General features: G+C 39.0%; 15 protein-coding genes. 9 read left to right on the top strand and 6 right to left on the bottom strand.

Translation table 11 applies throughout. From position 1 onward, the window contains the following. Positions 1 to 265: 265 nt before the first annotated feature. The 3 genes from BBI00_RS11100 to BBI00_RS11090 all read right to left on the bottom strand — a co-directional run bounded on the left by BBI00_RS11100 (position 266) and on the right by BBI00_RS11090 (position 1663). The gene (locus BBI00_RS11100; RefSeq protein WP_065398827.1) at positions 266 to 886 is read right to left on the bottom strand and encodes a hypothetical protein; all 621 of its coding nucleotides are present in this window, start codon (positions 884 to 886) and stop codon (positions 266 to 268) included. Positions 887 to 951: 65 nt separating this feature from the next. Next, entirely contained in the window at positions 952 to 1479 is a 528-nt protein-coding gene (locus BBI00_RS11095) for a DUF4136 domain-containing protein (RefSeq protein WP_065399712.1), read from the bottom strand. Position 1480: 1 nt separating this feature from the next. Beyond that, positions 1481 to 1663, bottom strand: coding sequence for a DUF5522 domain-containing protein (locus BBI00_RS11090; protein WP_007842321.1), 183 nt, complete (start codon positions 1661 to 1663; stop codon positions 1481 to 1483). A 40-nt stretch (positions 1664 to 1703) separates the two neighbouring features. On the opposite strand from BBI00_RS11090, the gene BBI00_RS23575 reads away from it, so the two are divergent. The 5 genes from BBI00_RS23575 to hemL all read left to right on the top strand — a co-directional run bounded on the left by BBI00_RS23575 (position 1704) and on the right by hemL (position 6049). Beyond that, entirely contained in the window at positions 1704 to 2030 is a 327-nt protein-coding gene (locus tag BBI00_RS23575; protein ID WP_065398826.1) for a hypothetical protein, read from the top strand. A gap of 261 nt (positions 2031 to 2291) precedes the next feature. Beyond that, positions 2292 to 2438, top strand: coding sequence for a hypothetical protein (locus tag BBI00_RS23315; protein ID WP_165602515.1), 147 nt, complete (start codon positions 2292 to 2294; stop codon positions 2436 to 2438). 265 nt (positions 2439 to 2703) lie between these two features. Beyond that, positions 2704 to 3612, top strand: a complete 909-nt coding sequence (locus BBI00_RS11080) for a 1-aminocyclopropane-1-carboxylate deaminase/D-cysteine desulfhydrase (protein WP_065398825.1) — start codon at positions 2704 to 2706, stop codon at positions 3610 to 3612. Between the two features lie 15 nt (positions 3613 to 3627). Further along, a complete protein-coding gene (locus tag BBI00_RS11075) occupies positions 3628 to 4686 on the top strand; it encodes a glucosaminidase domain-containing protein (protein WP_065398824.1) in 1059 nt (352 codons plus the stop codon). A gap of 73 nt (positions 4687 to 4759) precedes the next feature. Continuing rightward, positions 4760 to 6049 carry a glutamate-1-semialdehyde 2,1-aminomutase gene (gene hemL / locus BBI00_RS11070; RefSeq protein WP_065398823.1) on the top strand — a complete coding sequence of 430 codons (1290 nt, stop codon included), beginning with the start codon at positions 4760 to 4762 and terminating at the stop codon, positions 6047 to 6049. Positions 6050 to 6104: 55 nt separating this feature from the next. On the opposite strand, the gene BBI00_RS11065 is transcribed toward hemL, so the two are convergent. After that, the gene (locus BBI00_RS11065; protein WP_065398822.1) at positions 6105 to 6458 is read right to left on the bottom strand and encodes a hypothetical protein; all 354 of its coding nucleotides are present in this window, start codon (positions 6456 to 6458) and stop codon (positions 6105 to 6107) included. Between the two features lie 248 nt (positions 6459 to 6706). Here BBI00_RS11065 and BBI00_RS11060 point away from each other — a divergent pair, with 248 nt between their 5' ends. The 4 genes from BBI00_RS11060 (at position 6707) to BBI00_RS11045 (ending at position 11094) form a co-directional block, all read left to right on the top strand. Beyond that, positions 6707 to 8041 (top strand): amidohydrolase, encoded by a 1335-nt coding sequence (locus BBI00_RS11060; protein WP_065399711.1) that lies wholly within the window; start codon positions 6707 to 6709, stop codon positions 8039 to 8041. A gap of 12 nt (positions 8042 to 8053) precedes the next feature. Then, positions 8054 to 8722 carry an ankyrin repeat domain-containing protein gene (locus tag BBI00_RS11055; RefSeq protein WP_065398821.1) on the top strand — a complete coding sequence of 223 codons (669 nt, stop codon included), beginning with the start codon at positions 8054 to 8056 and terminating at the stop codon, positions 8720 to 8722. A gap of 206 nt (positions 8723 to 8928) precedes the next feature. Further along, positions 8929 to 9774 (top strand): AraC family transcriptional regulator, encoded by an 846-nt coding sequence (locus BBI00_RS11050; RefSeq protein ID WP_065399710.1) that lies wholly within the window; start codon positions 8929 to 8931, stop codon positions 9772 to 9774. A gap of 81 nt (positions 9775 to 9855) precedes the next feature. Beyond that, positions 9856 to 11094 (top strand): amidohydrolase, encoded by a 1239-nt coding sequence (locus BBI00_RS11045; RefSeq protein WP_065398820.1) that lies wholly within the window; start codon positions 9856 to 9858, stop codon positions 11092 to 11094. A gap of 335 nt (positions 11095 to 11429) precedes the next feature. On the opposite strand, the gene BBI00_RS11040 is transcribed toward BBI00_RS11045, so the two are convergent. Both BBI00_RS11040 and BBI00_RS11035 read right to left on the bottom strand, forming a co-directional pair. After that, positions 11430 to 12839 carry a hypothetical protein gene (locus BBI00_RS11040; protein ID WP_065398819.1) on the bottom strand — a complete coding sequence of 470 codons (1410 nt, stop codon included), beginning with the start codon at positions 12837 to 12839 and terminating at the stop codon, positions 11430 to 11432. 38 nt (positions 12840 to 12877) lie between these two features. Further along, positions 12878 to 15667, bottom strand: coding sequence for a TonB-dependent receptor (locus BBI00_RS11035; RefSeq protein WP_065398818.1), 2790 nt, complete (start codon positions 15665 to 15667; stop codon positions 12878 to 12880). Positions 15668 to 15832: the final 165 nt, after the last annotated feature.

Here is a 15832-nt window from a genome sequence, read left to right as displayed (position 1 = left end):
ATTACATTATCATTAATTTTGAATGTAGAACATTCTGTTTTATAAATAATGTAGATTGACTATCTAAGCACAAACGGCTTCACAAGGATCACAGCAGACAACATAAATATTCCACACAGCCTCACCGATAAACAGCAAACAAAAAGCCGGCACAAAAAACTGTGCCGGCCAATATAATTTTTCTATATTTCAATTCAAATGGAAAGGTAGAGTGCGGAAACTAAAAAATGCGATTGCATGAAGTACCATACAGCTAGCGAAAATATCAGGTTGGCAGTTTTACATGCCGGTATTCTGCTAAATCAACAGAAAGAGGCCGTGGTGAGTCTCTCCACATGATCGTCCTATTCTGTTGATCTCCGGCCACGCAATTGCCGGTAGAATCTTCTTTTATAAAATTGAACAAATAAATGTTGTTGTTCCGGAAAATAAGCTCTTTATCTTTTATAACAGGATCTTCCTCAAAAACCTTACGCATAGAGTTGAGTAGTTTGGTTGGATCATCTGAAAAGATTGGTATACCTTGAAAATGTAATTGCTTTGCTCTGTCATCCGCAAAAATCTCAGTCAGTCGATCCGCTTTGTACTGTAACGATATTCCTGAGCTTGTGTATTCGGTCACGACATCACCCAATTCTCCACCCACGTCTTCGAGTCCTTGCATTGCGATTTTTAAATCTTCTTCACTGAAAAATTCACTGAATTGTTTAAATGTATCTTCAAGATCTTTCTTTTTCTGTTCAATGCTTTCGTCTTTTTGAAGGATCATAGTGCCGAATTCCTTATAGTAACACTGTACCTCCGATTTATCCATCGAAAATCGGATGGGGCCCAGACCTTTATGGGGAAGCAATTCCCAAAAATCTATTTGTTTCCCTTGTTGCATTGGTGTTATTTAAAAAGATTTGCCGGCAAATTACTAAGTTTAATTTGTCTATAATAGTCCTCAATTTACTTTCTCTGTGGCGGATAGTTTTTCATGATCTCAGCCATGATTTCAGGAATCTGTCTTTGCTTAGATCTTGGAGAATCTACAGAAATTCCGCTTCCGATACCCTGCCAAACCAGTTTGTTGGTTTTTGCATCGATCAGGTCAACGATTAATGCGCCTTCATTATAATTGCTCGTCCATGTTCTGTTCATACCGACACCCCATCCGAAAGGGCCGCCCCATCCCCACATTCCGTAAGGAGAAGAACTCTGTATGTCCGTAATTTTTTTATGATTTGCTTTTACGTTGATAATAAGATCAGGGTTCTCTCCTGATTGAAGTCCTTTACTTTGAAGCTGTCTTGACAGCTCATTCAGAACTCTGTCTTTATCAATATCATTCAGTTTAAGATCGTCAATTCTTATTTTATAAGTCTTATAAGAATTGAAATTGGCGGTTTCAGCATAGTCTGAACGTACCTGAAAAGGGCTACAAGAAGTAAGACCTAATGTAGCAGATGCCAACAAAATAAAAATATATTTCTTCATTTTATTTATTTTTTTTATCATTTTTAATGAATGTATCAGTCTTTTTATCGTACCCGTAAGGACAGTGCCTGCAGCCGCTTTTACAGCAATATCCTCTTTTCAGATGGAATTTTTCTGTAAAAACCTTGTATCCCTGTTCATTATAGTAAAAGTCTTCACCTTCTTTGATGTCATAATGGGCCATAAGTTAAACGCAAGTCAAAAAACTTTTTATATTTGTTATTATGATAATTGTATGCCAAAAGCCATTGAAAAAACTAAAAATTAATGGCATAGCTCTCTTTCCCTTTATCTTCATTAGGAAACCCGAAGATAAGGAAAATAATATACTTATCAATCACGAAAAGATCCATTTACGGCAGCAGCTGGAAATGCTGATCATTTTTTTTTATATTTTCTACGTTATTGAGTATTATTACTGGTTTTTCAAACTTAAAGACAGCTATCTTGCGTACAAAAGAATCTCCTTTGAAAGAGAGGCCTATGCCAACGAACATCATTTGAGTTATCTTAAAAAAAGAAAATTCTGGAATTTCAGGAAATATTTGTAGAAAAATTGAAAGATTGAAAGATTGAAAGATTGAAAGATTTTGTCGTTATAGAACTATTATCCTGTTTATAAATATAAGGACATCAATATCACTATCAATAGGGACGGGCTTTAGCCCGGCCAATTGAAATTAAAATATTCCATTGGCTTTAGCCAAAACCTAAAAATGTGAACGCAGCATCACAAACAATTTCACAAATTTCATAAACATTCTGCAAAATATAATTTACAATCATCCGCATCCGTGTAAATCTGTGGTTCAATGCCTGTGAATATTCCATACAGAATTGCTGCATCTGCCAATATCATTGGGCTGAAAACGATAACTAATCTTTTACTACCTTTGCAAAATTATCCTGCTTATAAATATAAGGACATCAATATCACCATCAATAGGGGCGGGCTTTAGCCCGGCCAATTGAAATTAAAATATTCCATTGGCTTTAGCCAAAACCTAAAAATGTGAACGCAGCATCACAAATAAATACACAAATGTCACAAACATTCTGCATAATATAATTTACAATCATCCGCATCCGTGTAAATCTGTAGTTAAATGCCTGTCAATATTCCATACAGAATTGCTGCATCTGCCAATATCATTGGACTGGAAACGATAACTAATCTTTTACTACTTTTGCAAAAATAACCGATGGATAGTTTAAAGAACTGAAATGCTATTACAATTCCCCACAGAACCTGTTCCGATTCAGGAGATCCTGATTCATAAAAATATCAGGGTTTTCATCAAAAGAGAAGACCTTATTCATTCTCAGATTTCTGGCAACAAATACTGGAAGCTTTTTTATAATGTCAATCATTATCTGGAAAAAGATCCTGAAAAACCTTATATCATTACTTTCGGAGGAGCGTTTTCCAATCATATCGCAGCAGTCTCTGCGGTAGGAAGCAGGGCTGGTATTCCGACTTTGGGAATTATAAGAGGAGAAGAACTGCAGCATAAATGGAGGGATAATCCTACTTTACTTTTTGCTAAACGGAACGGCATGAACCTGAAATTTGTCACCCGCGAAGAATACCGGCATAAAGAAAAACTGACTGAATTCCTGCAGCAGGAGTTCCCGGAGGCATTAGTGGTGCCGGAAGGAGGAACCAATGAAGAGGCGGTAGCAGGCGTGAAAATGATGCTGAATGAGCAAACAAAAGATTTTGACTATCTTTGCACTGCAGTTGGAACCGGAGGTACCATTGCCGGAATTTCAAAATTTTGTGAAGACAATCAGAAAGTTATAGGATTTAAAGCGGTTCATGATGCTTCACTGGAAAATAAAATATTTGAATTAACTTTGAAACGGAATTTTGATCTAATAGATTCATGTTTTGGAGGTTATGGTAAAATAAGTGATGAAAATATCCGTTTTATCAATGATTTCAAAGAGAAATATGATATTCCTCTGGAACCGGTTTATACAGGAAAAATGATGCAGAAAGTGTTTGAGATGATTGATGAAGGGTTTTTTCCTGAAAACAGCAGGGTTTTGTGCTTTCATACAGGCGGATTGCAGGGAATTGAAGGAGCTAATCTGCTGTTAGAAAAACAGAATAGAAATTTAATTATATAAGTAAAATTGAAAAACATGAAAAGACTTTTCCTATCCATAAGCCTTTTAGTTTTATCAAAATTTTCTGCTCAGGGATGGGCAACCGAAGATCAGTACATTCAGAGATTTGCTAAATACGCAGTAGAAGAAATGGAAAAATATAAAATTCCGGCTTCTATTACTCTTGCCCAGGGACTCCTGGAAACGGGAGGCGGACAGAGCAGGCTGGCTCAGGAAGGTAAAAACCACTTCGGTATCAAATGTAAAGAAGACTGGACAGGTAAAACAATGAAGCATACGGATGATGCCCCTAATGAATGCTTCCGTGTGTATGACGATCCAAGACAGTCTTATGAAGACCATTCCATATTTTTATCTACCAGAAAATATTACGCTAATCTTTTCAAACTCGATATGAAAGATTACAGGGCATGGGCATATGGGTTGAAAAAGGCAGGATATGCAACCAATCCACGCTATGCTTCCATTCTGATCACTAAAATTGAAAAGTATAAATTATACGAATACGACAATACCAATTCTAATGAAGTGTTGTACGCTGTTCTTAAAATGTATCCGGATCTGAAAGACGACAGAACTTTCATGGCACAGCTGGAGCCTTCAAAAGCAACAAAGAAAGCTAAAGAACCGGTAACGGTAGAAGTCCCTTACAAACAGACTTCTTATGCACAGCAGCAGAAAAGAGTGGAAAGAATCAAAACAAAAGCGGAAATTCTTAATTCCATTCTGATCAAAAGCCACCCGAATGACGGGCTGAAATACATTATCATCCCTGAAGATACCGATGTGAAATTCATTGCCAATAAATTCAAAGTGAGCGAAAGCCGCCTGATGAAGTGGAATGAACTTGAAAATGAAACACTGAAGAAAAATGATATCGTCTTCCTTGAATCTAAAAACTCTTCAGGAAATACAGCAACTTACAAAGCCGCATCCGGTGAAGATATGCACGATATCGCCCAGAAGTTCGGAATCAAGCTGCATAAATTATATGCCAAAAACAGAATGGATGAAGGACAGCAGCCATCTGCAGGACAGCTGATTTATCTGATTGATAAAAAACCACGAAACTAATTTTATTTTTTGTTGAGAGTCTGTAGTTGACAGTTAATGCCAACAGCCACTGTCAACGAACAGCTAAATATATATGAAATACCAAAGAAGTTCGGCTTTATTTGATGAAGCCTACCAATACATTCCGGGAGGGGTCAACTCTCCGGTAAGAGCATTTAAATCTGTAGGAGGTGTTCCTGTTTTCATGAAATCGGCAAAAGGTGCTTACCTTACCGATGCAGATGAAAATACTTATATTGATTACATCAATTCATGGGGGCCGGCTATTTTAGGACATACCCATCCTGAAGTACTGGAAGAACTGAAAATACAGGCCGAAAAAGGATTCTCATTCGGAGCCCCAACAGAACTGGAAACAGAAATTGCAAAATTCATCATCGGAAATGTCCCGAATATAGACCAGATCAGAATGGTTTCTTCAGGAACAGAAGCTTGTATGAGTGCGATCAGACTGGCAAGAGGATATACCGGAAGAGATAAGATCGTAAAATTTGAAGGCTGCTACCATGGGCATTCAGATTCGTTCCTGATCAAGGCGGGAAGTGGTGCTGCTACATTTGGAAATCCTAATTCTCCAGGAGTAACTGCCGGTACAGCAAAAGATACATTACTGGCCCGTTATAATGATTTCGGACAGGTGGAAGATCTGTTCCGTCACAATCAGGGAGAGATCGCTGCGGTGATCATTGAGCCGGTTGCCGGAAATATGGGGTGTGTATTGCCTGAAAATGATTTCCTTCAGAATTTAAGAAAGATCTGTGACGAAAACGGAGCATTGCTGATCTTTGATGAGGTAATGACCGGTTTCAGATTGGCATTCGGGGGAGCTCAGGAGCTTTTCAACGTGAAAGCTGACCTGGTAACTTACGGAAAAGTAATCGGAGGAGGACTTCCGGTAGGAGCTTTTGCAGGAAGAAATGAAATCATGGACCACCTGGCACCGAAAGGCGGAGTATACCAGGCAGGAACATTAAGCGGAAATCCTTTGGCAATGAGAGCCGGATTAAAAACGCTTCAGCTGATCAAAAACGATCCTGAATTCTTCAACAGATTAAGCAAAACAACCCAAACGCTGGATCTTGAAATCGGAAAAATCTTAAATGAAAAAGGAATTTCCCATAAGATCAACAGGAAAGGTTCAATGATGTCTGTTTTCTTCCATACCAACAGGGTTTCCAACTTTGATGAGGCTCAGGAAGCGAACCATTCATTATTCAACAATTTCTTCCATCAGATGCTTCAGAATGGAGTGTATTTACCGCCAAGCGGTTATGAAACCTACTTCATCAGTGATGCAATCAGAGAAAAAGAAATTGATATGACACTGGAAGCTGTAAGAAAATTTGAATATTCCAATAAGTAAATATAAAGAGACTGTCTGAAAAGGCAGTCTCTTATTTTATTTATATGATGGTACTTTAGGCAAAACCATAGCAGAAAAGGCACATCCATCTTCCCTCCTTATTGGCTGCTTCAGCATCGAAGATATAAAGTCCCTTGCTATCAATATATTCTCTCTGGCTCTCTTTGTTTCCTCCTGAGACATCATTGATATAGATGATGATACCGTCCTGATCCATTCCATACAAAGTATTTCCTTTTTCTGTAAGTTCTGCCCGTGTTAATCTCGGTGGCAATAATCCGTCAATAGTTAAAACCTCTTTTTTAGCTGTAACATCAAGAGTAGCTTTGGGTGTTTCCGTATTGATCCCTATTTGAGCAAATGCAATAGAAGCTGTGCATATCGAAATAATGCCTGCTATTTTTTTCATAGATATTTTTTCTACAAATATAAAATTTAATAAAAACTGGACAGAGCCGGAATTATTGGAGTTATGATATTGATTAAGCGGTAGAAAAAGAAATAAAGAATCATATTGTGTTTATGAATAAAAAGCATATAATATTATAAGGTTTTTGATGACAGGATAAAAGAAAATATAAATGATACAGATTTTGTAATAAACCATACACTTTGTTCAGGCCGGTTCTTTTTAATTTTGTCATAAACAGATTGGAAATGAAGACCTCAGACAATACCCTGTCCCGGAAGGATTTTATCAGAAATTCAGCATTGGCAATGGCAGGATTAACTTTAATACCTAATATCATGACAGCATCACCCCTTTTTGAAGCGAAAGAGATCTCAGCAAAAGGAAAGCTGAGTCTTAAGAATGTCCGCCTTGAAACCGGGTTTGAATATGAAGAAGGGGAAGTGTCTTCTACAAAAACCGGTCTTTTTTATATAGAAGTTGAAAACGGAAAGATCACAAAGATTGCTGCCAACCAGCCTGATGCCAAAGCGATAGATGCCAAAGGTTATCTGATGCTGCCTGCTTTTAAGGATATGCATATTCACCTCGATAAAACTTTTTACGGGGATCACTGGCAGGCCGTAAGGAAAAGAACAGGCGGAGTAAAAGGAATGATAGAGCTGGAACAGAAAATGCTGCCTGAAATGCTGAAAAATTCAACATTCAAAGCCGAGAAAATGATTGAACTCCTGCAGTCGAAAGGAACTTCATTTGCCCGGAGCCATGTGAATATTGAACCAACTTCAAAGCTTCAGTCTTTAAAAAATCTTCAGCAAGCTTTAGAGCATAAAAAGAAAGGCTTTGGAGCAGAGCTCGTAGCATTTCCACAGCATGGTGTGTTTTATACAGACTCAGCGCCCTATCTGAAAGAGGCGGCAAAGATGGATATCGATTTTATCGGTGGAGTAGACCCTTTTAATGTTGACGGGAATATTGAAAAAGTGATGGATTTCACGGTCCAGCTTGCTTTGGATCATAAAAAAGGGATTGATATTCACTTACATGAAACCACAGATTCCGGATTGAAAACGGTAGAATATCTGATTAAAAAAGTGAATGAAAATCCATCTCTGAAAGGAAAAACCTATTTGAGCCACTGCTTTATATTGGCCAAATTAGAAGCTGCAAAACAGGAGGAAATTGCTGAAAAATTAGCTGAAGCAAAGATCGGAATTGTTTCAACGATTCCTTTCGGAAGAATGATTATGCCGATTCCTGTACTTTATAAGCATAATGTAACGGTACTGACCGGTAATGACAGTATTGTAGACCACTGGAATACTTTTGGAACAGGAAGTGTACTTCAGAAAGCCAACCTGATGGCACAGCTTTACGGGTATTCAACGGAGTTCCATCTGTCGAGAAGCTTAAAGCTGGCGACCGGAAATATCCTTCCATTGGATGATAAAGGTACTCAGCAATGGCCCAAGTCAGGAGATAAGGCAGATTTTGTACTGATCAATGCCAGCTGTTCGGCAGAAGCGGTATCAAGAATTTCAAATGTAGAATCGTTGGTTCATCAGGGAAATATTGTTTTTTAATAATGAATCACAATGAAAGTATTACTATTTCTTCTGGCATTCGGGAGTCTGAGTGCCTGTGAAAAGAAACCAGCCGGTTATTCGAAACAAGAGATAATGCAGGAAACAAATATCATAGATCTGGTGAAAAAAAATGACATTGCTGGGGTAAAGTCAGCATTGGATAATGGGGCTGATGTGAATACTAGAGATAAAAAAGGCCGTTCCTTACTGTTAATTGCAACCATAGACAGGCAGACGGAAATGGCAAAGCTGCTCGTTTCCTGTAAAGCAGATGTTAATCTTCAGGATGATCAGCTTGACAGTCCGTTTTTGTATGCAGGAGCGAGCGGACAGACCGAACTGGTCAGGTTATTTTTAGAAAACGGAGCCAGATTCGATATATTCAACCGGTACAATGGAACTGCTTTGATTCCTGCCTGTGAAAGAGGACATGTAGAGACGGTAAAAGTCCTGGTAAAGACCAAAGGTTTCCCGGTCAATCATATAAACCGCCTGGGTTGGACAGCGCTGATGGAAGCCGTAATTCTCGGAAGCGGAACGCAGAAATATCAGGAGATCGTAAAGATTTTAAAAGATAACGGAGCAGATCTTACCATTCCCGACCGTTCAGGGAAAACACCTCTGCAGCATGCAGAAGAGTTGGGGTTTGCAGAGATTGTCCAGATATTGAAATCATAGATAAACTTATGCTGTTGGAGGCTGGATAATGCAAGTGGTTCGAGTCTTTGCATTCATCCGGCCTATTATTCCAAAGTATACCTATCAATTGAGAGATATAATTTAGTTAGTGTTTTCCGGCCACAAAGGATGTGTTTGCTTCTTTTGTGGCCATTTTAATTTTTTCTCTCATAAATTTTATTAATTTTAAGAGAAATTCAGGTAGCGTGAGTTCTCATACAGATCATTTTCCTATTTTAGGAATTCAGGAATTTAGCGAAAACCAGCCGAAAGGCTGTCATCTGCTGTTTAATGAACTCTACGGAGCCCGTTCCATAGATGATCCTCATAAACACGATTTTTTTATCATCAACCTTTTTGAGCATGGCGTAGGCTCGCATACCATAGACTTTACGGAATATCAGGTCAAGGATCATCAGATCCATCTTGTTTTTCCGGATCAGGTACATCAGTGGGTGATCGAAAAAGAAACCATAGGCTATCAGCTGATGATCAGCAGGGATTGGTTTGAAAGTTTTCTGCCTTCATTAAGGTTTTCTGCTTCCTATTATCAGAATCATCCGGTCATTAATCTTTCTGAAGATATCTTTCAGGCTTTCCTGTATGAATTTCAGGCCATTCAAAAAGAGCTCGGTGAAGAAAAAATTTTCTGGGAACTCATTCAGAAAAGAAGTGAACTGATAGGTCTGCTGGTCAGCAAGACGGTGGAAGGAGCTTTCAAAGATTTCGAAATCTACCATTCCAACCCGATCATTTCAAAATTTCTACACCTCATTGATGAACATTTCAGAACAGAAAGATCTGTTTCATTTTATGCCGATAAGCTGAATATCTCAGCCAATTATCTGAATATTGTCTGCAAAAAGAATCTCAATGCCTCAGCTTCGTCCCTTATTCAGGACCGTATTCTCCTGGAGGCAAAAAGGCTTTTAAAAGTATCTGAGATGTCTGTAAAAGATATTGTGTATGATCTCGGTTTCTACGACCATGCAAGTTTTTCAAAGTTTTTTAAAGCCCAGACAGGCATGACGCCATCCCAGTTCAAAGAATAATTTATACAAAACAAGACATAATTGATACACCGGTTTTGGGTACAGACCGGCGTAATTTTGTAGTGTTAAATAAATTAAATCATGCAATTTCCCTATCAGTTAGCAGCAAAAGGAAAATATTCCCTGAAAAATGTACGCCTGGAAACAGGTTTTGAATACGAAAATGAAGAGGTGACCGGAACAAAAACTGATCTTTTCAGTATTGATATTGAAGACGGAAAGATCAAAGCTGTGAAGGCTAATGAACCTGCCTCCAATGCCATAGATGCAAAAGGCTTTCTGATGCTGCCGGCCTTCAGGGATATGCATATTCACCTGGATAAAACATTATACGGACTTCCATGGAAGGCCCTTTCTGCCAAAAGGAGAACAGTGAAGGATATGATTGCCTATGAACAGGAAATTATCCCCGAACTCTTAAAAACTTCAGTAGAGAGAGCCGAACAGCTGATCAGCCTTCAACAGCATTACGGAACTCACTTTGCAAGAACCCACTTCAACATTGAACCCACTTCAGGATTACAGTCGCTGGAGCATCTGGAACAAGCTCTTGAAAATAAGAAAGATTCCTTTAAAGTGGAAACTGTCGCCTTTCCTCAGCATGGAGTATACTATACGGAAACGCTTCCCCTGATGAAAGAAGCCGCAAAACTGAAAAGTGTAAGCTTTATTGGTGGCCTGGATCCTCTGAGCATCGATGGAAGCATTGAAAAAGTAATGGATTTTACCGTACAGCTGGCGTTGGATCATCATAAAGGAATTGATATCCACCTGCACGAAGTAGGAGAGTCCGGGATGAAAACCATCAATTACCTGATTGATAAGGCGATTGAAAATCCGCAGCTTCAGGGGAAAACTTTCGTAAGTCATGCCTTTGCCCTGGCTCATCTGAACCCGAAAGAAACAGAGCAGATTGCTGAAAGGCTGGCTGCAGCCAAAGTGGGAATAGCTTCCTCCGTACCTTTTGGGAAAACAGTAATGCCGATCCCGACTTTAAAGAAATACGGAGTGAATGTCCTGATAGGAAACGATAATGTGCAGGATTACTGGAGTACTTTCGGATCCGGAAGCATGCTGCAGAAAGCCAATCTTATTGCCGAATTGTATGGCTATGCTACAGAATATGCATTATCGAGAGCACTTCAGTTTGCTACCCAGAGTATTCTTCCGCTGGATGAAAAAGGAAAACAACAGTGGCCTAAAGCAGGAGACGAAGCAGCCATTGTTCTGACAGAGGCATCATGTTCTGCAGAAGCCGTTTCCAGAATCTCTACAATAGAAGCCCTGATGCATGACGGGAACCTGTTCTGGAGAAATTAACCGAAGTATATATATTTTTTATACACTTGTTTTTTGTAATTGCCACCGGTGTTCCGGTGGCTTTTTTCGTAGGAGATTTGGGGTTGCGTGTTGCGTATTTCGGGGTTTGTCCTATCAATAAGAACGGGCTTTAGCCCGCTTGCCGGATCATCAGAAATTCCATTGGCTTTAGCCAAAACCTAAAATAGGCGGATCTTATCCCGGGAATGTTAACAGCTATTCACATTGAAAATGCATGATCTCCGTAAAATCTGGCCATTACGTAAAAAAAAGCCTTCGGAAAATATCTCCGAAGGCTTTTGATTGAATTAAATCTAACTATATATTTATATATCCTATAAATTGAAGTTGGTCCATCCTGCATACCATGTATCGTTGGCATCTTTTACTGCACCTCTGTAAGTTACCTGTGTAAACCAGGTTGCTAATTTAGGGTTAGTAAAGGCACCACCGGTTAATAATGGAGAACCTGCAGTAGGTGTAAAGTTTGGAGTAGTCCCGGCAGGAGCCCATGCACCGGCAAGTTTCACATCAGCTGTAGAAGCAAGGATCGTATTTCCTTTAGCATTAAACCATGTTGTAAGATCCGCTAATGTATAAGTTGTAGGTGAAGATGTAGACGGCCCGAATTTTAACGGAGTTGTATTTCCTGCCAAAATATTGTTTTCAAAGAATAACTTGTTACCAACAATATTATTGTCTGTTGGAGTTCCTTTGGTAGCATCAATAAATAAGCCAACCGGGAATCCTGTGAAAACAGAGTTGAATACGGAGATAGAAGAATTTCTTCTGATCTGTAAAGCATTTTGGAATAGTGAGTTGATTGCTCCAGGTGCCGCAGAGTTGATTGGTCCTATGATCGTCATGTTAGAGAATGTAGCAGATGTCTGAGGCGTCAGAGAAGAACCGTTGGCATCATTATCAGATTCAAAAGCGTTAGAACCTGAAACGTCAGCTACCTGAGCATCTCTTACAGCAATACCGAACTGTACATTTCCTGAATATCCGTTATCCGTATCGAAATCATCATCAAGACCTTTGTAAGAAATAAGGTGAGAACAGTTTACCGTTCCTCCGAACCACTCAAAACTGTCATCATTAGCGTAAGCAACCTCTACATAATCTACTGTAGTTCCGTTACCTACTCCTCCGAAGGTAAGACCGTTGACCTCTTTATCCGGTAAGAAAGCATATCCGGCATACTCAATTCTTACATATTTTAATACTCCACTGTTATCAGCGGTATTATTTCCTCCATAAAGTCCAAGACCTTCAGAGTTGTTGATACCTCCTTCAATTTCTCCAACACCGTTCTGTCCACCAAAAGATGCATTGGTAGGAGCATTTCCAAGGATAACTACACCTGCCCAGTCTCCTCTTTTCGGACTTGGCTTTTCAGAAGTGAAGATAATAGGGTTGGCAGCAGTTCCTTCCGCCATGATTTTACTTCCTCTGGTAATAATCAAAGCTCCGTTTTTATCAGCCTCACCTACGATTTTTGTTCCTGGCTCGATTGTTAAAGTAGCTCCGTTAGTTACATATACTAATCCTCTCAGCTTGTATATTTTGTTAGCTTTAAGGGTAAGATTTGAAGTGATTTTTCCTGAAAGAATAAGATTTTCAGTATTTCCGTTTCCGTTACCTCCATCCTGAATGATGGTTGGTCCATCTTCTTCTATATTTCTACATGCGGTAGTTGATACTAGAGCGCCAAGCATTAAAGAATATAAAACGAACTTTTTCATGTTATAAAGAATTAAATTATTTTTATTAGATTATATTGTTAAAAATTGTATCCCAGTGTTAAACTGATATTGGTTCCTGTAAGCCTTTCGATGGCAAGAGCATCTTTTCTGTCATATTTACCGTTGTCATTCAGGTCATGGTAGAATTTAGCACGGCGGTTCAGGATATCTGAAACATTCAGCTTGATCTCTCCTTTATTGTTCCATATTTTTTTGGCAATCTGGAAATCAAGAAGAGGTCTTGGTGCTTCCCAGATTGGTGGAACCTGGTCATTTCCTACATAAAGGATCCTTCTTCCGATCATGTTGAACAGTACTGTGGAAGTCCATCCCGATTTTTCAGTGTCGTACTGAAGACTCAGGTTGACGGTGTAAGGAGATTGTCCCTGCATTGGTCTGTCAATATTTGTAGCTTCATCGGTTACCCTGTTCCAGATTCTGGCAACGTTTCCACCCAATGTGAAGTTTCTAAGCGCAGAAACGAAATCAAGCTTCTTTCTGAATTCGGCTTCAACTCCGTAAGCATCAGCTTTGTCTACGTTCAGGTAGTTGAAGGTATTACTTGTTCCTACCCCGGATTGGTTGAAGTATAATTCGATCGGTTTTTTGAAGTTTTTATAGAAACCGGCCACAGAGAAGATCTCTCCGTTTCTTGGGTAGTATTCCCAACGAAGGTCGGCACTGGTAATTTTCGTTCTCTCAATAGATTTGTTACCTATTACGGTAGCTCCTAAATCAAAATCATAATAAGCTAAAGGAGAAACCTCTCTGAACTCCGGTCTTACAACAGTCTGTGAAGCAGCAACACGGATGTTCATTTTAGGATCTAACTTGAATGTCAAGTTTACTGCAGGTAAGAAATCGGTAACACGTGTGTTTACAAAACGGTCATCACTTCTTCTGGTGCTTCCAACCAACTGGTCGAAGTTTTCGACTCTTAATCCCCAGATGGCTCTTAACCAAGGTGTAAAGTTGTTGTCAAACTGAATATATCCTGCATTAAGGATGGTATTGGCAATATATCTGTACTGGTTTCCGGCAATCTCATCAAAGGTAAATCTGCCATCCGTTCCGAAGTTTTCAGGATTGAAGATCGTTTCAAAAGGTTGAGAAAGCAATCCCTGGTTGTAATTTTCAAGTCTTACGGAGAACGGTCTTGAGTTATATACCCTGTCTTTTACCTGGAATAAATATCCTCCTTTTATCGTTTGTTTTTGTCCGAATAAAGTGAAAGATTTGGAAATATCCCCACCTGCATTATACAGATAATCACTTAGAGTAGAGTAGAAAACACTTCCTGATTTCTGCGAAAGTCCGTTGGAAATCAATGCAAGGTAAGGGCTTCCCGGTAGGTTGGTATATTGGTTATACTGTAAACGTTGCAATAAAGGGATGTACTGGTCAAGAATTCCGAAACTTCCGTACCAGTTTACGGTAAATCCGCCAAGAGCGTCAATTTTGTGAGTACCGGTAAGCGTTGAGTTGTAGAAAGTAGTTTGTTTAAATCCTATTTCTCTTGCGATGATATTGGTTCCGTTGATCGGATCAAATTCAAAATCCTTACCCGTTCTGAAAGACATGTGGTTCACCGAGTTACTGGTGATGATGTTTTTTAAGGAGATCTTATTATTGCTGTTAAACTTTAAGGAAAGGTTTAGCATCCCTCCAAGAATAACATCATTGCTGTATTTTTCTGTAAAATAATCAAAGTTGGTATCAGCAAGCTGATCATTGATGGTAAAGAAACGGTTGGTAGATTCAGTTCTTCTTTTGTTGTTACTGTAATTTAAAACAGCAATTACTCCTAAATCTTTTCCAAAAAGCTTTGTATTGAAACCTCCGTCAAGCTGTAAGCTAAGGTTTTCTGGATAACCGATGCTGTTGTATCCAAGATTTTTTGTAAACCCTTTACCGATATCTGTTTTCTGGCCCTCATTCAAAATGCTGAATGCATTCTTGGCAGGCATATTGGTAGGAAGCTTTCTGTATCCGTCGTCAATTCCTAAGAAATCCCACTTTCCGCCCTTCTGAATCAGGAATTCCTGACCCATGGTAGCCGTATTTCCTCCTACACCAATCTGTACATTAAAGAAATCTTTATTAGGAATATCCTTTGTATTTACCTGGATCAGTCCGCCTCCCCATTCACCGGTGTATTCCGGGATAAAGGTCTTGTTGATGACAAGGGTTTCAATAACGTTGGCAGGGAAAAGGTCAAAAGAGAAAGTCTTTCTGTCCGGTTCTGTACTGGATAACTGAATACCGTTCAGCATCGCCTGGTTATAACGGTCAGATAAACCTCTTACTACAATGTATTTCCCTTCAGATAAACTCACCCCTGAAACTCTTTTCAGAACTTCTCCGGTGTTTCTGTCCGGGCTTCTTTTGATTGCTTCCACCCCGATAACCTGGGATACCACTCCGGAATTCTTCTGTAAACCGATGGTAGAAGCTATGGTTTCTTTTCTTGCGTTTGATTTGATGACAACTCCCTCAATTTCTTTTTCTTTGGTGGATGGCTTGTCCAATACGATGTCCAGGTGAGTGTTACCCTCATTTTTTATAATAACCTCACTGATTTCTTTTCTGTTGTATCCATCAGAACTTACTGTTACAATGTAATTGGTACCGGGAGAGAGGTTGATAGAGTAGTATCCGGAAATGTCAGTGGTTACTTCCTGATCATTTACTTTTACCTTTACACCTTGTATAGGAGTGCTGTCTTTCTCGTCCAATACTCTACCTTCCAGAATCTGGCTTTGTGCAAAGGCATAGCCAGCAGAAAACAAGGCAAGTAGCATGATGCTCTTGTGGAGTTGTTTTTTCATTTTACTTCTTTTACTTCTTTTTCAAGGGCAAAATAAAGGCTAAGTTTTTAAGAAAACTTTAGGAGAATCTTAATTAATTGTGAAGTTTATATTAATGAATAACTCCAATTTTTTGTTATTGAAAAATGTTTTATAGGGTTATATTTTTTTTGTTTATTTTGAAAA

Origin of the sequence: Chryseobacterium arthrosphaerae (assembly GCF_001684965.1) — a bacterium.
Lineage (GTDB): Bacteria > Bacteroidota > Bacteroidia > Flavobacteriales > Weeksellaceae > Chryseobacterium > Chryseobacterium arthrosphaerae.
This window is presented reverse-complemented; position numbering and strand designations above follow the sequence as displayed.